Source organism: Mannheimia massilioguelmaensis (genome assembly GCF_000940515.1).
Taxonomy (GTDB): Bacteria; Pseudomonadota; Gammaproteobacteria; order Enterobacterales; family Pasteurellaceae; genus Basfia; species Basfia bettyae.
Map to the genome: position 1 here is coordinate 87,000 of NZ_CDQL01000005.1, position 18,227 is coordinate 105,226.

An 18,227-nucleotide genomic window follows, 5' to 3' on the forward strand; every position below is an offset into this window, starting at 1 on the left:
AGATAACAAACAGCTTGTTAAGATTTTATTAAAGCCCATTATTACTCTCCTAAAATTGAAATAAATGAAATAAGATAAGACTATTTTGAGCCAATATTCTTGGCAATAATCTTCTGTAGCGTAGAAAAATAATGGATAAATGCATGCATATTTTCTACGCCAAATTCAGCAACGGATTGATATTCTAGCTCAAGTAAAGGTTCTATAATCGGCAATGCCAAAGTTTGTCCTTTTTTACTTAATGTTAGATTCTTTTCACGTTTATCTTCAGAATTATCAAGTACATTAATTATTCCCTCTGCAATCCATTTTCGGCAAATGTTATGCACAGTCTGCTTGGGTAATTCCCGAATTGCTCCTATCTGCTTTTGCGTACAGACTTTCTGGGTAACAAGAGAATACAAAACGATCAATTCGTTATAATTTAAATGAAACCGTTTAGCATATTCACTGTAACTTTGATGAATTAATGTAGTATTTAAGGCTGCTTGATTAATTTGTTTATTGGTAATTAGCATAAATTAGTCCTAAAGTTTATTATTAATATAGTAAATTTTAGGACTAATTACAAGAGGTAAATTTTGCTAAAAAATAATCATCAAGATCTTTAATGTATATCTAAATCTTTTACTATTGTTATTTAAAAATTAACATATAAAATATAATATATAACGGTTCTAGTTATGGTGACATTTATATGAAAAAACAACTATTTTTTAAAATAATAGCGTTTTTATTTTTAAGCTTCACATCATGGTTTTCGGTAGCAAAAGATCCATTAATTGTTGCACATTATGGTGAAATTGATCCTCAGCAAGTTCGACATGTATTTAGTGCGGGTAAAGTTTCTGATGTGATGTTAATTTCTATTGCACCTGAGAAGCTGATAGGTCTATCTAGTGCTTTATCTTCTAAAATTCAGCCCTATTTTGATCCAAATATTGTGAAATTACCTGAAACTGGGCGTTTAGCTGGGCGTGGTTCTACTGCACCAATAGAAAAAATTGCCAATTTAAATCCCGATCTTATTTTAGATTTAGGTAGTACTACACCGAGTTATATTGCTACCGCAGAACGAGTTTATCAGCAAACTAATGTTCCTTACGTATTGATTGATGGGCGTTTTTCACAAAGTGCAGAACAGATTAGAAGCATTGGTAAATTACTAAATAACCAGGATAGAGCGGAAAAGCTAGCGATTTTTGCTGAACGTATTTTATCAATTACTGAAAATATTGGTCGGCAAGATAATAGCTTGTCAGTTTATGTTGCTCGTGGTGTTGATGGGCTTGAAACAGGATTAGAACATTCTATTCATACAGAGGTGATTGAATGGGTTGGCGCAAAAAATGCTGCGGCTGTCATTGGACAGAATAAAACGGTCCGCATTTCTATGGAGCAATTGTTACAATGGCAACCTGATTTAATTATTACCCAAGATCCTAATTTGTATAAAGCTATTCAGACTTCAGAATTATGGCAGAACTTAACTGCGGTCAAAAATCAGAAAATTTATTTAGTACCTAATGAACCATTTGGTTGGATCGATAGCCCTCCAAGTATTAATCGTTTATTAGGTGCCATATGGCTAGGACATTTACTCAATCCACATAAATTAGATCAAAGTACTTATAGCGCCTTAATCACAGAATATTTTGAATTATTTTATGATCATAAATTAACGGAACAAGAAGGTTTAGCTTTTGGAGTAAAATAATGCAAAATCTTAAAATGGGCAGTTTACCCATTCTCTTGTTGATTAGTATGTTAGTTGCTCTAAATTTGGGGCAATATCCTTTATCTTTAGCTCAATTGTGGCAAGCGTTTATTCATCTTTTTCAAGAGAATATATCAACAAGTGCTGAAACTGTTTTATGGAATATTCGCTTACCTCGCATTATTACGGCAATACTTGTTGGCGCGGCTCTATCTGTAGCTGGGGCAACTTATCAAGGAATGTTTAAAAATCCGCTGGTTTCACCTGATATTCTTGGAGTAAGTTCTGGGGCAGGTTTAGGAGCGGTGATTGCGATTTATTTCGGTTATAATTTATTTATTATTCAAATCGCTGCTTTTTGTGGTGGTTTAACAGCTGTTTTCCTTGTTTATCTTATTTCTCAAACCGCACGTCATCATGCTCCGCAGCTCGCTTTAGTGTTATCAGGTATTGCTATTGGCTCTTTGCTTGGAGCGGGCATTTCATTATTAAAGATTTTATCTGACCCTTATAGTCAACTGACGACCATGACTTTTTGGTTGTTAGGTGGACTCAATATGGCAACTTGGCAGGATATTCTTACTACGTTGCCTTTTATATTAGTTAGTTTAATTCCGTTAATTTTGTTACGTTGGCAAATGAATGTCCTCAGCCTTGATGAAGAAGAGGCTCAAGCTTTAGGAATTAATCCAAAACGTACACGTATCATTTTTATTTTTTCCGCAACATTAATGACTTCTGCGGTGGTTTCCATTACGGGAATTATCGGCTGGATTGGGTTAGTGATTCCACATATGGCTAGATTATGGATTGGGGCGGATTATCGACGTTTATTGCCAGCAAGTTTATTTATCGGAGCGAGTTTCTTAGTGCTGACAGATACTCTTGCTCGTAGTTTATTTCAGATTGAAATTCCATTAGGAATTCTCACTTCTGCGGTTGGTGCACCATTCTTTTTGAGTTTGCTGGTTAGAGGCGGTAGACCATGATTTTAGCTACAAGAGATTTATCCATTGGTTACCATAAAAGTGCGGTAGGTTTTGACCTAAATTTTACCTTAAATCAACAAGAAGTAGTGTGCTTATTAGGGGCGAATGGTTGTGGGAAAACCACATTCCTAAAAACTTTATTAGGTTTATTAACGCCTATTGCAGGTGAGGTTTATTTAAATCATAAAGCATTAAGCACATTCTCGGTTAGAGAAATTGCCCAAATGATAGGATATGTGCCTCAGGCTCATCAGTTATTCCCTTATTCAGTAGAAGAGGTGGTATTAATGGGCAGAACCGCACATTTACCTTGGTATAGCACGCCTAATAAACAAGATATTGCCATTGTGCATCAGAGTTTAGAATCGTTGAATATTGCTCATTTAACTCAGCGTGTTTATACCGAGTTAAGCGGTGGTGAACGTCAGCTTGTACTGATTGCAAGAGCGTTAAGCCAACAAACCAATATTTTGATTCTTGATGAACCTACTTCAAATTTAGATTTTGGAAACCAAATTAAAGTCATGGAACATATTCAAAATTTAAAACAACAAGGTTTTACAATTTTACTGACCACTCATCAACCTGAGCAAGCAGAACAAATTGCCGATCGTGTATTGTTGTTTCATCAGGGGCATATTATTGCAGATGATTCTCCAGAGAAAACACTGACCATTGAGAATTTGGCACAAATTTATGGCTTGGAAGAACAATTATTACGTAAATATAAGGATAAAAGATGAAAACTATCAGAGATGTTGCTTTTGATGAACTTTATCGTAATCATTTTAAATTAGCAGCGAGAAAACCAAAATGTCCAGAAGATTGGGATCGTAAAGCGGAGAAAATGGCGGAATCGAGTTTCGATACAACCGACCAATATGTGAGTGCCTTTTTATCAAAAATGGATCTTAATTCTACGGATACTGTTTTAGATGTTGGTTGCGGTGGTGGTGCAATTAGCCTTGCAGTTGCACCTAAGGTAAAGCATGTATATGCTTTAGATTTTAGTCAAAAAATGCTCGAACTTCTGCTAAAACGTGCTGAAAAACTAGGTATTACTAATATTACACCAATTAATTTAGCTTGGTTTGATGATTGGCATGAGATTCCTCAATGTGACATCGCCGTGTCTTCCCGTTCTTCAATGGTAGAAGATTTATCTGTTGCGCTTAACAAACTCAATGAGAAAGCAAAACGTGCAGTTTATATGACCATGACAGTTGAAAAAGACTTTATTTCTCGTGATATTTTACAAGCCATAGGACGTGATTCAGTGGGTTTTCCTAATTATATTTATGCGGTCAATATTCTTTATCAGCAAGGTTATTATGCTTCTGTGAGCTTTATTCAGTCTGCTATGGGTATGGTAGAAAATAAAGCGATGAGTTTAGCCGATTTAGAACGTTCAGTCAGTTGGTCTATAGGTGCATTAACCGAGTCTGAGAAAGCCCGTTTGAATGCCTATTATCAAGCCAATAAAACCCAATTACAACTTTATCTATGTTCAAAACAATGGGCTTATGTGAGTTGGAAAAAATAAGGAGATCACAAATGATCTATTTTTCAGAAAAAGAACTCGATGATCTTTTATTAGAAGATATTTACCGTGGTGATTTAACCACACATGCACTGAATATTGAGAATATTCCTGCAAAAATGCTATTTAAACGTAAAAATTCAGGGATGGTGGCAGGTATTCAAGTTGCAGAGAAATTACTAAAAAAATTAGAATTGTGTCCACAAGTTTATGTAAAAGACGGTGAACTTGTGGATAAAGGCCAAGTTTTGATCGAAGTTAAAGGTACTGCGGAACGATTACATCAAGCTTGGAAAGTCGTCCAACTGGTTTTGGAATGGTCTTGTGGTGTTGCACAATATACTTATGATATGGTGCAAAATGCAAAGCTAATTAATGCCAATGCGGTGGTGGCTTGTACAAGAAAAAGCATTCCTAATACACGTAAACTAGCAACTAATGCAGTATTAGCTGGTGGTGGGCATATTCATCGTCAAGGAATTAGTGAAACCCTATTAGTTTTCACTAACCATCGTAATTTATGTAGTCAACCCGAAAATTGGCAACAAATTGTTAGCCAAATTCGCAGTGAAGCCCCTGAAAATAAAGTTACGGTGGAAGCGGATAATTTAGAGCAATTTTCAGCAATGCTTTCTGCCGAACCTGATATTATTCAATGTGATAAATTTTCTATTGAACAAACTAAAACTGCTGTCGCATTATTAACTCAGTATCATCAAGTGCACCCAACAGCTAAAATCCAGATTTCTGTGGCAGGCGGGATAAATAAAGATAATGTGGCTGAATATGCAAAAACAGGTGTGAATTTATTTATTACTTCTGCACCTTATTATGCTATGCCCGAAGATATTAAAGTGGTTATTGAAAAGGCGTAATAATGTACTAAAAATGCGGTAGGTTTTTAAAAATTTTTAAAAATCTTACCGCACTTTATTTTAGCGATTAATAGAAATCAATACGTATATTGGCGTAGTAGTAACGACCTTGCGATGGATAGTAATCATCATAACCTTGATAGTTTTTATTTGACAGATTATCTATGCCTACATTAAATGTCACATATTTCCATGCTTCAGGGGAATAGGACAATTTTAAGTGATAAAGTGTATAGCCTGGGTTGCGAGCGGAACCATTATTCGTGGCTAAGCTACTGCTACGTGCTTCTAGGGATGGCGTGATAGAAATAGATTCTATTGGACGGAATGTCGCATATAAGTTACCAAAATGTTTTGGAATATCTATTAACTGACCATTAGGATTATCACGATTTTTAGCTTGCAAATAAGTATAGGCTCCGCCTAAACTGAAAAATGATGACACATCATAGTTCGCCCCTAACTCAAAACCTTTGCGTTCAATCACGCCTTCAATATTCATATTTTTACGCACTGCAAAACCAGGGTAGCTATCAAAGTCATACCCACTACGTGTAATGGCATCTTTCGAGCGACTGAGAAATAATGCAGCTTCAAGATTTAGTCCTTCAAGAGGTTTTCCTTGATAGCCAATTTCATAATTCATTGCTTTTTCAGGGGATAAACCAGAATCTTGCACGGTTACTGCGGGTACACGTTTTCCTGTTTTAGGATTTTTTGTCATATTTCCAGCAGAATAATTTGAATATGCTTCTTTAAAGCTAGGGAAACGGGTACGTTTAGCAATACTTGCGTGGAATATATGGTTTTCTACTGGCTTATAGAATAATGCTGTTTGATAATCCCAAGCATCAATATTAGGAGCAAGCATGGCACTAATTTGTGGATAAGCTTGAATAATGCTTTGTACACCTGAACCTAAGTTAGTGGCTTGCGCTTTACGTTTAGTATAAAGAGCACCAATTTGCCATTCAAATTGATCGCTGAGTTTAATGGTATCTTCTACAGCGACTGAATAGAATTTTTGTGTTGCTTCTGAGTCACTATTAGCTAACACACTGCCTGTCGTTGCATCGGTATCAAAACTGCGGTGTTTTTCACGTTTATAACTCACCATAGTTTTAATCAAATGATCTGCTATTGCCGTTGTACCTAATTCAACAGATGAACCAAAGGCACTATCATCATAATGGCTACCATTACGACTACCACCCCAGCCTACTAAAGTATTTTCGAATTTATCATAATAAATACGAGGTTTGATATAGAGTTGTTCATTAAAGAATTTTGTATTTGACACAAAAGAAATGGTTTCACGATCCCAAGTAGGCCATTCCCAAGTAGTTGGTGCAAAACCATTTTTCACAGGACGAGGATATTTTTCTGCAGTTTGTTTTGAGTAGCTAATGACGTATTCATCAGAATCATTGGGAATATAGCCTATTTTCATGTTTGCTCGACGATCTTTTGTGTAATAAGCATATTTATCAGAATGGACAGGATTACCATTAGCATCTTCGGTAGCTTGTTCTGAAAGATCAATAAAACGACGTTCTAATTCAGAAGCACCAGCTTGGAAATACCATTTATTTTGTAAGCTGCCCAGATTGGCCGATAATTCACGAGTATTACCAGTGGCATAGCCTAGCGTGCCTGTAATATCTAATTCAGAGCGTGGTTTTAAGGTTGTAATATTGATAACTCCACCCATGGCATTATGTCCATACATCACGGAGCTATAGCCTTTTGAGACTTGAATAGAAGAAAGATCTGCGGTGGTGAAACGACCTAAATCGGAATAACCATCATAGGGAATATAAACAGGAATACCGTCCACATAAATCGGCACATAACGCATACCATAGCCACGTACAGTCACAGCGGATTCATAACGATTGCCCTGAGCATAACTGTAAACCACACCAGGTACACGTGATAATGCAGTACCAATATTTTTATGTTCAAAACGTTCCATTTCCTCTTTAGACACCGTGGTTTCTAAACGATCTGCTAAGGTTTTATTGCTATCGTATACATAAATAGTGCCGAGAGAGAAAACATCATTAGCGTCTTTTTGTTGTTCAGCTAATGCAGGGAGAACACATGCCAACGCTATAGATATGGTACTAAGTTTAAATAAAATTGAACGCAAAATAGACTCCTTAGATTGATAGAAATTTTAGTCTTGTCACAATATCAATCGCTAAGAAAATTTTCTCATCATCATTTTTTGTGACTTGACGTAGAGTGTGTTGATTAGATTGAATAAAAATTCGATTTTCTTGGAAGGCATTTTTCAATTGTGTTTCATCTAATTGAAGAGTATCGATTAGTTGCTGAATAGTCAGTCCCTCAAACGTCATAATGAGGCGATCTAATGTGCAATAGCTCGGATATTTGCTATGCATAATGACATCATACATTTGGGTTTTTAGTTTACGAAATTTACTACGACGATTAATAAAATGTAGGACGGCAAATAGAACAAGGATGCATGCACAAGTAAGATGTAGATAAAGTGATAAAGAGAAGTTAAAACCTAAATATAGGCTTATTCCTGATGCTGCCACTAAACATAGGGAGCATAGTAATAAGCAAATCACCATAAATTTATAAATCACAGGGAAGCTTTTCATAATATATTGTCTTATATAAATAAATTTGTTTGATTATATACTTCTTTATATATTTATCAATATAACGTTTTGGCTGATTATAAAAAGATTGTTTTGTATTTGCAGAAAATTTTTCAAAATTTTACCGCACTTTTTGATAGCTTATTTTCTTGCTCATTGTATTTATGGTTTTGCAGAGGAAAATAAGTGATTTTTGTTAGGGTAAAGAAAAACTTTGCTATCTAAACTTAAAGCAGATTATTATATTTGCTTAAAATTCATGCAAAAGGAAATAAGATGAGAACGCTTAATGTGGCAATTGCGGGGAGTGGCTATTCTAGTCGTTTGTTTCATGTACCATTTTTAAAAGATGATGCACGTTTTGCTATAAAAAAATTCTATGAACGAACTACTGAGCGTGGTTTACAATGGGTTCCAACTGCTGAAGTTGTACGTGATTATTCACAATTATTAACAGATGATATTGATGCTGTCATTATTACTACGCCAAATCAAACTCATTATGAAATGGTGAAACAGGCAATGGTTGCAGGTAAGCATGTGTTAGTGGAAAAACCTTTGGTGGCGACGGCAAAAGAAGCATTTGAATTAGGTGAATTAGCTAAACAACATAAGGTTGTTCTGTATGTCTACCAAAATCGTCGTTGGGATAGTGAAATTGCTACCGCCAAACAGATTATTGAACGAGGTTTGTTAGGTGAGTTAGTGGATTGTGAAATCCGAATTGACCGCTATGCAAAAACTAAAAATCCGAAACTTTGGAAAGAACTCGGTGATAAAGGCACAGGCTTAGTATATGACTTAGCTGTACATTTAATTGATCAGTCAGTGTATTTATTTGGTCAGCCTAAAGCTGTTTTTGCGGATATTCGTTATCAACATGAAGGAGCCTTAGTGGATGATAATTTTGATATCCATCTTTATTATGAAAATGGTTTAAAAGTTTCCTTATTAGCGAGTAAATATGTGCGTGAAACAGGCAATCATTTTTCACTGCATGGACGTTTAGGCTCTTATGTGAAGAAAGATGTGGATATTCAAGAAAGTTTATTAAACAAGGGGGTTCTCACTAAAGGCGACTGGTTTATGGAATCAATCTCTGGATGGGGAATATTGCATACGGAATTAAATGGTGAACTGATTCGTCAAAGCTATCCCAATGTGAGCTGTAGCTATCAAAATTTATATGATAACTTTTATGAAAGTATTGTGCATCACCAACCACAGATTGTAACTATTGAACAAGTTATTGCAGTATTAAATATTATTGAAAAAGCTTTTGAAAGTGCGGCGCAAGGAAAGAAAATAGCATTGTAATATATAAAAAAGTGCGGTAGCAATTTTAAAAATTGCTACCGCACTTTTTTATTTGCTGTTTGGTGGGTCGTGAGAGGCTCGAACTCTCGACCGACGGATTAAGAGTCCGCTGCTCTACCGACTGAGCTAACAACCCAAATCATGTTTATTATATTAAAGAAAAAAATTGGAAAGTGCGATTAAATTTTATAATTTTTTTATAATTATTTGATCTAAACACAAAGTTTATTTGTATAAATATTAACAGGTTTGAATGCTGATTCCTTTTTGAAGAAAGATTATTTATTTAATTTTCTATGTAAACAATATTAATTCGTCGTGTCATGGAATATCCACTTTTTAGATAAAATAATTATTATTTAATTTAATGTTATTAAATGTTAAATTATTATCGATTTTGATTAATTTTTAACTATTTAGAGGGAACCATGAAAACAACATTAAGTTATATTGCACTTTTTACTGCTGCCTGCTTTACACAGCAAGCATTAGCGGCTGAAAATGAAAAATTTGAGAAATTAGAGAATATTGTTGTCACTGCAACAGGTACAGTTCAAGAATTAAAAGATGCCCCAGCCAGTATTAGTGTGGTAAATCAAAAAGCCTTACAAAGTAAACCCGTCAATAATCTTGTGGATGCATTACAAGATGTACCAGGCGTGAATATTGGCGGTACTGGACCAAATAAACAAGATGTATCAATTCGTGGTTTACCTGCCGATTATACTTTATTTATGGTTAATGGACGTCGTCAAAATACTCGTGAATCCCGCCCAAATGGTAATGGTGGTTTTGAATCTGGCTTTATTCCGCCTGTCACAGCAATTGAACGTATTGAGGTAATTCGTGGCCCGATGTCATCACTCTATGGTTCTGATGCAATGGGTGGTGTAGTTAACGTTATTACTAAAGATAGTACAAAAGATTGGACTGGAGCTTTATCTTTCGGTGGCTTTTTACACGAGGATAATGAATCAGGTAATGGTTATAATGGCAACTTTTTCTTATCTGGTCCATTAGTTCAGAATTTATTAGGCATCCAAGTTTACGGTGGTGGTAATTTACGTAATGAAGATGAATTTGTGGGCGGTTTTAATAAAAATAATAATAAAAACATTACCACTAAATTGACCTTTACGCCAACGGAAAAACAAAAATTTGAATTAGAAGCTGGGCGTAATGTTCAGAAAAAAGAAGAAACTCCAGGAAAATCAGTTGCTACTCAAACATGTCGTGGCTCAAACTGTACAGCAAATAGTTGGTCAACAACACTGGCTAGCCGTAATCATTGGGCATTAAGCCATTATGCGGATTGGGGCTTTATGAGTTCTGAATTTAGCGTATATCAAGAACAAGCTAAACGCCAAGTGAAATATTATTCTGGTTATAACAGTCGTCAACCTGAAATCACTAACTCTGTAGTTGATGCCAAATTTATGGTGCCAGCAGGTATGCATTTCTTGGTATTTGGTGGTCAATATTTACATGCTAAGTTAGATGATGATTCAGTATCAGGTGTTACAAGAGTGACTAATCCTCGTACGGGAGCCGTTCGTTCAGTGGCAAATATGGCGTTGACTAAAAATAAAGCAATTCAAAAAGCCTTGTTCTTAGAAGATGAAATTTCATTCACTGAAGATTTATTATTAACTTTAGGCGCACGTGTAGATCATCATGAAAAATATGGCTCTCACTGGAGTCCTAAAGCTTACTTAGTGTATCACCTAAATGATGAATTTACTTTAAAGGGTGGCGTAGCGAAAGCATTTAGAGCGCCTGGCATTCGAGAAGTCAGCGAAGGGTATGTCACTTCAACTCAATCTGGTGCTGGGGTAATTTATGGTAATCCAAATATTAATCCTGAAACCAGTGTGAATGAAGAAGTGGGTGTAACCTATGTTCATAAATCAGGATTTAATGCGAATTTAACCGTGTTTAATACAGACTTTAAAAATAAACTAACTAGCTATAGTACAGGTACCCGAGATCCTATCACTGGAGCAAATTTATACGTGTATGATAATGTGGGTAAAGCGAATATTAAAGGGGTTGAATTCTCTTCTCATATTCCATTAATGAAACAATTAGGATTAGATTTAAGTTATACCTATCAACATTCAAAACGTGAATCTGATGAGGATTTATCAGCTTCAGGTCTTTCATTAAGAGGTTTACCATTAGATTACACACCTAAACATTCAGGAAGTGCTAAACTTACTTGGACGGTGAATGATAATTTAGATGTTTACACAAGACTTCATTATCAAGGTAAACAAATTTGGGCAAATCCACGCAATGGCGATAATAAAAATATTGCCCGTGAACGTTCAGGTTTCTCTACTGTCGATTTAGGTGCAAATTATCAAATCAGTAAAAATGTCTTATTAAATTTAGCCGTCTTAAATTTAGGTAATGAACGTTTGGATGTTATTGATACCAATGGTGGTAACTGGGCTCGTGAAGATGGTCGCCGCTATTGGGCTAATATGACAGTATCATTTTAATTGAGTTTAATTATATGATTGCACAGGGTTTTTACCTTGTGCAATTTTTTCTATTATGAGTAAAAAATTTTTTCTTTTATGGGTATGGAGTATCGCTTTTATGTCAGTAGCTCAGGCTGAACCTATTTTAAAAACTCCTGCGATAGACACTGATAAAACGCCATATTTTAATTTTGTTACACAAAATATCGAATTTAATCAGCATCAATATCGGTTATTCATCGCTATTCCGAAACAAACAAATGGACCGACCCCTGTCTTATATTTATTGGATGGCAATACACAATTTCCTTATGCGGTAAATTCTGTAAAAACAGACCGCACTTTACCGATAATTGTTGGGATTGGGTATAACACTGATTTATCTCAAGTGATTGCGGAACGAACTAGGGATTATACTATTCCTGCATCAGGAGAACGTTTCTCTAAAGGCGGACAAGCAGCTAATTTTTTGGCATTTATTACCCAGAAAGTTAAGCCAAGTATTGAAGCAACATATCTTATTGATAAGGAAAAAGAATATTTCTTTGGGCATTCATTTGGTGGTTTATTCGGTCTTTATGTTTTATTTAATCAGCCCGAGTTATTTGATCACTATATTATTGCAAGCCCTTCACTTTGGTGGGGAAACGGCGCCATTATTCCTAAACAGCAACCTTGGGTGAGTTTGTCACCTCAATCTATTTTAGTGACTTTTGGGGAATATGAAGAACACCCAGAGTTAGATCCTAATATGTATAAAAAGCGCTTAGAAAAGATTAAACATCGTCAACATTTTCTCACAACTAGAGAATTTGCTTCCCAATTAAAAATGCAAGGATTACCTGTTCAGTTTGAATTAATTCGTCAAGCTGATCACGGAGCGGTTATTCAACCTTCTATTCAGGCGACGATAGAAAAAATTCAAAAATGATATCAGTGTGAGGGAGAAAATTATTCTCCCTCATTTCTTGAAAGAAAGTGGTTATATTCTCAACCTTTACTTGCTATATTTTGCTTACGAACTTAAACTCATCAATAAATTTCTTATGACAGTTAAAACCTTTCTTTTATGAATTCATTGTTAAAAAAAATTAGTTCTGATTGGCTTTCTGAAAGCATAATCAAAACCTTACCTATTTTTATTGCATCTAATTTAGTAGCTATTGTGATTTGGAATTTACAGATTTCTGAATTAGCGATGCCATTAATATTGGGCGTTATTGCGGGCGGGCTAGTTGACTTAGATAGTAGTATATTAGGTCGGATCAAAAACTTGATTTTGAGTTTACTGGCATTTGCACTTTCCTCCATTGGTGCTCAAATCTCTTTAGGTTATGGGTGGATTTTTATTCCTGCGGTGATGGTGAGTGCTTTTTTATTAGTCATGTTAGGGGCTATTGGGCAACGTTATAGCACGATTGCTTTTGGGACTCTTGTGGTGGCGATTTATACCTGTCTTAGCTATAACCCTCAATTGCCTTGGCACAGTAATATGACAATGATTCTGATTGGTGCAACGATTTATGGTTTAGTGAGTATTGTAGTCTACTTATGTTTTCCCAATCGAATGACTCAAGAAAATTTAGCTAAAGCCTATGATGCACTGGCTGCTTATTTACAGGCAAAATCAGAATATTTTGATCCTGATGATGATAATTTAAATGCAAAACAACTGGCTTTAGCTAATGCTAATCGTCAAGTGATGTTGTCTTTTGATATGACGAGAGCATCCTTATTTTATCGCCTTCAGGGGCATAATCGTCAAGCAAGAACCCATCGTTTATTACGCTATTATTTTATTGCACAAGATATTTTAGAACGAGCTAGCTCAAGCCATTATCAATACCATGAACTATTTAAGGAATTAGGCAATACAGATTTAATGTTTCGTTTCCAACGAGTAATGGAATTGCAGGCAATAGCTTGCCAACACATTGCAAATGCTTTACGCCATCGAGAAACTTACGAACATAGCCCAAGAGGTCAACGAGCATTACAGGGTTTACTCACTTCACTTCAATATAACCAAGAGAATGGCTTAGTGAATGCTTATCGTTGGCAAATGATTGCCGAAAATTTGCGTCATATTGAAAGCCAAATTGCACAAATTGAGCAAGATAATGGAGAGAATGCACAATCAGAAGTATTATTATCTTCTACTCGCCTTACTGCTGATAATGTATCAGGATTAGGTAATATGCTACGAGCTATTTATCATCAATGTACCTTCTCTTCACAATTGTTTCGCCATGCAATTAGATTATCCATTCTTATGGTAATTTGCAGTGCTATCGTGCCTTTATTGAACTTGGATAGTAAGGGATATTGGATCGCTTTAACCGCACTTTTTGTTTGCCAACCTAATTATTCAGCTACTAAGAAACGTTTAGTACAGCGGATTATTGGCACTATGTTAGGTGTGATATTTGGGTTTGCTTTCCAATATCTATCACCAAGTTTGGAGGCTTCTTTAGGGCTTATGGTGATTAGTAGTAGCCTTTATTATTTTTTCCGTTTAAGTAATTATGGTTCATCTACATTTTTTATTACTCTACTCGTATTTATGAGTTTAGATATTATTGGTTTAGGTTCCCATGAAGGGATTTTACCAAGATTATTTGATACTTTATTAGGCACGGCATTGGCGTGGTTTGCAGTATCTTTTTTATGGCCAGACTGGAAGTATCTTAATTTACATCGTAATTTAAAAAATACTTTACAGGCATGTTCAGAATATCTGCGCCATATTATGGCGCAATTACAATTTGGTTATAATGAACAACTTGCTTATCGAATGGCTCGTCGAGAAGTGCATAACCATATTTCAGCACTAAGTACAGTGATTTCCAATATGCATAGTGAACCTAAGAAATATCAAGCGATATTAAGTTTTGCACCTCGTCTTTTAGGTATGACTTATACGTTATTAAGTTATATTTCAACTTTAGGCGCTTATCGAACAGAGAGTGCAGATTTGAATCATCATGTGGAATTTTCCGCATTATTCTTTCAAAAAGGCAAACAGACCAGTGAGATTCTAGATTGTATTACTAATCTGGATTGTTCCACAAAACATATTAATACTCAGGTAGAAGAAATAGATCAATCTTTGGCTACATTTGAAATTGCTCGCCAAAATCATCACGATCAAGTAGCGTTAGTACTGATACAACAACTTCGAATGATCGTACAGTTATTGCCACAATTAGAGGTATTGGTAAGAGAAGAACAGCATTATGCTGCTGATCAAGTATAATTAATAAAGGGGTAAGTGATTAAATTACCCCTTTAGAATCTATCTATTTAGAATTTTTGTACGAAGTCAGCGTAACTATTAATAAAGTTTTGTACGCTTGATTTTACTGCTTCTACAGTAATTTCACCTTGTTCATCAAATACACCATTAAATAAACCACCTACATTTAATGCAAATGGTGCCGTTGGCATATTAATAAATGAACCTGATGCAATGATGCGTAAGTGATCTGCTGCACGCATGCCGCCCGCCATACCCGCACCTACTGTAGCAATCCCTAATGGTTTGCCAATCCATAAGCTTTGTCCCATTGGACGAGAGACGATATCAATAGCATTCTTTAACATCGCTGAATATGATCCATTGTGTTCAGGGCTTATCCATAACACGCCATCTGCTTTAGCAATTTGTTGACGGATACGAATATATTCAGCTGGGCTATTTTCATCTAAATCACGGTTATAAAGAGGAAGGTTTGAAATTTCCACAATATTTAATTGAATAGAGGCAGGTGCCATTTTTTGTAAGTGAGATACTAATAATCGGCTGAAAGAGGTTTTACTTGCACTACCGATTAATACTGCAATTTGTTTAGCCATAATAAGTTCCTATTAAAATAAATTGTTTATTGAATCATTTAGTCATTGTATGAAATCTGTTAATTGTTAACAATACAGGGATTTATTGAAAAACTATAAAATTTTAGTAAATAATCTGTTGAATGATATGCTATATATAAAAAGTGCGGTAAATTACCGCACTTTTTTAAGAAGTTGGAAGAGCTAAACATCGTAAGTTGTTGATGCGGTATCTCCACCACGACCCGTCCAGTTAGTGTGGAAATATTTACCACGTGGTTTATCTGTACGTTCATAAGTGTGAGCACCAAAGTAGTCTCGTTGAGCTTGCAATAAGTTTGCTGGCACACGTTCTGAAGTATAGCCATCTAAGAAAGTAATTGCAGACGCCATACAAGGCATTGGAATACCCACTTCAATAGATTTCGCTACTACTTTACGCCAATCCTTAAGAGCATCTTCTAAAATGCCTTTGAAATAAGGATCTGAACCTAAGAAAACTAAACCTGGGTTTGCTTCATAAGCATCACGAATATTACCTAAGAACGCACTGCGGATAATACACCCCTCACGCCATAATAGCGCTGTTGCACCGTAGTTGATGTTCCATTCAAAGTTCTCAGAGGCTTCACGAATTAACATAAAGCCTTGAGCATAAGAAATAATTTTTGAGGCTAATAACGCTTTACGAACCGCTTCAATCCATACTTTTTTATCGCCTTCAACTGGCTCAATAGTTTTGTTGAACAATTGTGATGCGGCTACACGTTGATCTTTGAAAGAAGATACACAACGAGCGAACACAGATTCTGTGATTAGGGTTAATGGAATACCAAAATCAAGAGCATTAATTCCAGTCCATTTGCCTGTACCTTTTTGCCCCGCCGTATCTAAGATTTTCTCAACTAATGTTTCACCATCAGCTTCTTTGTAACCAAGAATATCAGTAGTGATATCGATTAAGTAGCTATCTAATTCAGTTTTTTTCCATTCTGCGAAGATAGATTGCATTTCTTCGTAGCTCAAACCTAAACCATCTTTTAAGAATTGATAAGCCTCACAGATTAATTGCATATCACCATATTCGATACCATTGTGAACCATTTTTACAAAGTGACCAGCACCTTCTTTGCCCACCCAATCACAGCAAGGTTCACCTTTATCCGTTTTGGCTGAAATTGCTTGCAGAATCGGTTTCACATAAGGCCATGCTTCTTCATTACCACCAGGCATAATAGAAGGTCCATGACGTGCACCTTCTTCACCGCCTGAAACACCCGTACCGATAAAACGAAAGCCTTTTTCTGCTAATGATTTCGCTCGACGATTAGTATCTGGATAGTTTGAGTTACCACCATCAATGATAATGTCGCCTTCTTCTAAATGTGGAAGCAATGCATCAATGAACTGATCTACTACATCACCTGCACGCACCATTAACATCACTTTACGTGGTTTTTCCAATTTAGCTGCTAAATCTTCTAATGAATAAGCACCGATAATGTTTGTGCCTTTTGCCGCCCCTTCTAAGAATTCATCGACTTTTGAAGTCGTGCGGTTAAATGCGACTACCTTAAAGCCGTGATCATTCATATTTAAAATAAGGTTTTGTCCCATTACCGCTAAACCGATAACGCCGATATCGCCTTTTGTTGACATTTTACTCTCCTGTTTTGGTTAATCTGTTGGCGGAAAATTTTGGAAATTTTGACCGCACTTAATTGGTTATAATTTTACGCTCAATAGTATGAATCTCCCAGTTTATTCCTTTAAAGTGTTATGCAAGCATTCATAAGGAGACATCACTGTCTAAAAGTTATTTTGTAAAAATTGTTGTTAACTGCTCTTTATCCAAAATTACGTCCCCATTTTCTAACACTAATGCTGGAATACCAATATATCCGTTTTTCTTCGCATCATCGAATGCAGAATGGCTATCTCGTAGTTTTAAAAAGGCTTTTAGGCCAGCTGAATTTTCCACCATATTCACTTTTTCCACATCAGCATTTAAGCGTGCGAGTTCAGTAAAAAATGGCTCAGTGTCAGGACACCATGGTGCATAGTAAACAACAGGTTTCATAAAAATTCCTTAAATTATGACCGCACTTTACAGTAATTTTGCAGCCTCATTATCCAAATACCACTGCGTTTCCCCATTTTTTGCTTTAATTTTTGCCGCTGGGTAAGGCAGATTTTCCGCTTCAGTATTTTGGATTTCTCTTAAAATTTCCGCTTTCGCTGATCCTGTGACCAAATAGGTAATCCGTTTGGCTTTTTCAATTAGTGATGCCGTTTTGGAAATGCGGAGTTGCCCTGTTTCGGGGTGTTTGGCAATCACAGCAACATTTTGATCGTCAAAATCCGTTTGGTGTGGGAAGAGTGAGGCGGTGTGTCCGTCATTGCCCATTCCTAGAATAATCCAATCGAACGCCAAATTTGGCACGCAGGCAGTCAATTCTTGTGAAAATCTTGCAAGTTCTTGCTCTACGTTTTCTTCGCCACGAATGCGGTGAATGTTTTCTGTTGGGATTTGAATATGATCAAATAGCAGTTTTTGCACTTCGCCGTAATTACTTTCTGGATCTTGTGGCGGAACCATACGATCATCGCCCCACCAGAAATGCAAGTTTTGCCATTGGATTTCATTTTTAAAAGGAGATTGAGCCAAAGTTTTGAATAGCAATTTTGGGGTTGAACCGCCCGAAAGCGAAATATGCACAGGGCGATTTTGCTCACTGTAAGCTTTAAACTCTTCGGCAATTTTTTCAACAGCAGCTTGGGCTGTAGGAAATATAAATTTATTCATGGTTTTTCCTGATAGCTCTTTATTTAC

16 protein-coding genes and 1 tRNA gene are annotated in these 18,227 nt (G+C 35.9%); 9 read left to right on the forward strand and 8 right to left on the reverse strand.

Annotation, left to right across the window (positions count from 1 at the left end; translation table 11 throughout):
* Nucleotides 1–80: 80 nt before the first annotated feature.
* A complete protein-coding gene (locus tag BN1226_RS03550; protein WP_044470025.1) occupies nucleotides 81–518 on the reverse strand; it encodes a MarR family winged helix-turn-helix transcriptional regulator in 438 nt (145 codons plus the stop codon).
* Between the two features lie 179 nt (nucleotides 519–697).
* Here BN1226_RS03550 and BN1226_RS03555 point away from each other — a divergent pair, with 179 nt between their 5' ends.
* From BN1226_RS03555 to modD, 5 genes are read left to right on the forward strand one after another with little or no spacing between them, the layout of a single operon-like run.
* A complete protein-coding gene (locus tag BN1226_RS03555; protein ID WP_044470026.1) occupies nucleotides 698–1,717 on the forward strand; it encodes an iron ABC transporter substrate-binding protein in 1,020 nt (339 codons plus the stop codon).
* The gene (locus tag BN1226_RS03560; RefSeq protein ID WP_044470027.1) at nucleotides 1,717–2,706 is read left to right on the forward strand and encodes a FecCD family ABC transporter permease; all 990 of its coding nucleotides are present in this window, start codon (nucleotides 1,717–1,719) and stop codon (nucleotides 2,704–2,706) included. The genes BN1226_RS03555 and BN1226_RS03560 overlap by 1 nt, the downstream gene beginning before the upstream one ends.
* Nucleotides 2,703–3,449, forward strand: a complete 747-nt coding sequence (locus BN1226_RS03565) for an ABC transporter ATP-binding protein (RefSeq protein ID WP_044470028.1) — start codon at nucleotides 2,703–2,705, stop codon at nucleotides 3,447–3,449. Before BN1226_RS03560 ends, BN1226_RS03565 begins: the two co-directional genes overlap by 4 nt.
* Complete coding sequence (locus BN1226_RS03570) at nucleotides 3,446–4,249, forward strand: class I SAM-dependent methyltransferase (protein ID WP_044470029.1); 804 nt, start codon at nucleotides 3,446–3,448, stop codon at nucleotides 4,247–4,249. The genes BN1226_RS03565 and BN1226_RS03570 overlap by 4 nt, the downstream gene beginning before the upstream one ends.
* Before the next feature lie 11 nt (nucleotides 4,250–4,260).
* Nucleotides 4,261–5,121 carry a ModD protein gene (modD, locus tag BN1226_RS03575; RefSeq protein ID WP_044470030.1) on the forward strand — a complete coding sequence of 287 codons (861 nt, stop codon included), beginning with the start codon at nucleotides 4,261–4,263 and terminating at the stop codon, nucleotides 5,119–5,121.
* Between the two features lie 67 nt (nucleotides 5,122–5,188).
* Here the strand turns inward: modD and BN1226_RS03580 are convergent, their stop codons facing one another.
* Together BN1226_RS03580 and BN1226_RS03585 are read right to left on the reverse strand one after the other, a co-directional pair.
* Nucleotides 5,189–7,273: a TonB-dependent receptor plug domain-containing protein gene (locus BN1226_RS03580; RefSeq protein ID WP_044470031.1), complete on the reverse strand. Its 2,085-nt coding sequence runs from the start codon at nucleotides 7,271–7,273 to the stop codon at nucleotides 5,189–5,191.
* 10 nt (nucleotides 7,274–7,283) lie between these two features.
* Nucleotides 7,284–7,757, reverse strand: a complete 474-nt coding sequence (locus BN1226_RS03585; protein WP_044470032.1) for a hypothetical protein — start codon at nucleotides 7,755–7,757, stop codon at nucleotides 7,284–7,286.
* Nucleotides 7,758–8,033: 276 nt separating this feature from the next.
* Between BN1226_RS03585 and BN1226_RS03590 the strand changes: the two genes are divergently transcribed.
* The gene (locus BN1226_RS03590) at nucleotides 8,034–9,074 is read left to right on the forward strand and encodes a Gfo/Idh/MocA family oxidoreductase (RefSeq protein ID WP_044470033.1); all 1,041 of its coding nucleotides are present in this window, start codon (nucleotides 8,034–8,036) and stop codon (nucleotides 9,072–9,074) included.
* A gap of 60 nt (nucleotides 9,075–9,134) precedes the next feature.
* Here BN1226_RS03590 and BN1226_RS03595 read toward each other — a convergent pair.
* A tRNA-Lys gene (locus BN1226_RS03595) sits at nucleotides 9,135–9,210 on the reverse strand.
* Nucleotides 9,211–9,502: 292 nt separating this feature from the next.
* On the opposite strand from BN1226_RS03595, the gene BN1226_RS03600 reads away from it, so the two are divergent.
* The 3 genes from BN1226_RS03600 to yccS all read left to right on the forward strand — a co-directional run bounded on the left by BN1226_RS03600 (nucleotide 9,503) and on the right by yccS (nucleotide 14,816).
* Nucleotides 9,503–11,578, forward strand: coding sequence for a TonB-dependent receptor domain-containing protein (locus BN1226_RS03600; protein WP_044470034.1), 2,076 nt, complete (start codon nucleotides 9,503–9,505; stop codon nucleotides 11,576–11,578).
* A 100-nt stretch (nucleotides 11,579–11,678) separates the two neighbouring features.
* On the forward strand, nucleotides 11,679–12,491 hold the full coding sequence (locus tag BN1226_RS03605; RefSeq protein ID WP_052506679.1) for an alpha/beta hydrolase: 813 nt from the start codon (nucleotides 11,679–11,681) through the stop codon (nucleotides 12,489–12,491).
* A gap of 138 nt (nucleotides 12,492–12,629) precedes the next feature.
* Nucleotides 12,630–14,816 (forward strand): YccS family putative transporter, encoded by a 2,187-nt coding sequence (gene yccS / locus BN1226_RS03610; protein ID WP_044470036.1) that lies wholly within the window; start codon nucleotides 12,630–12,632, stop codon nucleotides 14,814–14,816.
* Nucleotides 14,817–14,863: 47 nt separating this feature from the next.
* Here yccS and BN1226_RS03615 read toward each other — a convergent pair whose 3' ends face one another.
* The 4 genes from BN1226_RS03615 to pgl form a co-directional block, all read right to left on the reverse strand.
* Nucleotides 14,864–15,415, reverse strand: coding sequence for an NADPH-dependent FMN reductase (locus tag BN1226_RS03615; RefSeq protein ID WP_044470037.1), 552 nt, complete (start codon nucleotides 15,413–15,415; stop codon nucleotides 14,864–14,866).
* 183 nt (nucleotides 15,416–15,598) lie between these two features.
* A complete protein-coding gene (gene gnd, locus BN1226_RS03620; protein ID WP_044470038.1) occupies nucleotides 15,599–17,053 on the reverse strand; it encodes a decarboxylating NADP(+)-dependent phosphogluconate dehydrogenase in 1,455 nt (484 codons plus the stop codon).
* 157 nt (nucleotides 17,054–17,210) lie between these two features.
* Nucleotides 17,211–17,474 carry a hypothetical protein gene (locus BN1226_RS03625; protein ID WP_044470039.1) on the reverse strand — a complete coding sequence of 88 codons (264 nt, stop codon included), beginning with the start codon at nucleotides 17,472–17,474 and terminating at the stop codon, nucleotides 17,211–17,213.
* A 27-nt stretch (nucleotides 17,475–17,501) separates the two neighbouring features.
* Entirely contained in the window at nucleotides 17,502–18,200 is a 699-nt protein-coding gene (pgl, locus tag BN1226_RS03630; protein ID WP_044470040.1) for a 6-phosphogluconolactonase, read from the reverse strand.
* Nucleotides 18,201–18,227 lie beyond the last annotated feature (27 nt).

Bases quoted from the DNA above. Each gene is read 5' to 3' on its own strand.
- BN1226_RS03560 (WP_044470027.1), top strand. From the start codon at position 1,717: ATGCAAAATCTTAAAATGGGCAGTTTACCCATTCTCTTGTTGATTAGT.
- yccS (WP_044470036.1), top strand. From the start codon at position 12,630: ATGAATTCATTGTTAAAAAAAATTAGTTCTGATTGGCTTTCTGAAAGC.
- BN1226_RS03625 (WP_044470039.1), bottom strand. From the start codon at position 17,474: ATGAAACCTGTTGTTTACTATGCACCATGGTGTCCTGACACTGAGCCA.
- BN1226_RS03605 (WP_052506679.1), top strand. From the start codon at position 11,679: ATGTCAGTAGCTCAGGCTGAACCTATTTTAAAAACTCCTGCGATAGAC.
- modD (WP_044470030.1), top strand. From the start codon at position 4,261: ATGATCTATTTTTCAGAAAAAGAACTCGATGATCTTTTATTAGAAGAT.
- BN1226_RS03615 (WP_044470037.1), bottom strand. From the start codon at position 15,415: ATGGCTAAACAAATTGCAGTATTAATCGGTAGTGCAAGTAAAACCTCT.
- BN1226_RS03590 (WP_044470033.1), top strand. From the start codon at position 8,034: ATGAGAACGCTTAATGTGGCAATTGCGGGGAGTGGCTATTCTAGTCGT.
- BN1226_RS03565 (WP_044470028.1), top strand. From the start codon at position 2,703: ATGATTTTAGCTACAAGAGATTTATCCATTGGTTACCATAAAAGTGCG.
- BN1226_RS03600 (WP_044470034.1), top strand. From the start codon at position 9,503: ATGAAAACAACATTAAGTTATATTGCACTTTTTACTGCTGCCTGCTTT.
- BN1226_RS03585 (WP_044470032.1), bottom strand. From the start codon at position 7,757: ATGAAAAGCTTCCCTGTGATTTATAAATTTATGGTGATTTGCTTATTA.
- pgl (WP_044470040.1), bottom strand. From the start codon at position 18,200: ATGAATAAATTTATATTTCCTACAGCCCAAGCTGCTGTTGAAAAAATT.
- gnd (WP_044470038.1), bottom strand. From the start codon at position 17,053: ATGTCAACAAAAGGCGATATCGGCGTTATCGGTTTAGCGGTAATGGGA.
- BN1226_RS03550 (WP_044470025.1), bottom strand. From the start codon at position 518: ATGCTAATTACCAATAAACAAATTAATCAAGCAGCCTTAAATACTACA.
- BN1226_RS03555 (WP_044470026.1), top strand. From the start codon at position 698: ATGAAAAAACAACTATTTTTTAAAATAATAGCGTTTTTATTTTTAAGC.
- BN1226_RS03570 (WP_044470029.1), top strand. From the start codon at position 3,446: ATGAAAACTATCAGAGATGTTGCTTTTGATGAACTTTATCGTAATCAT.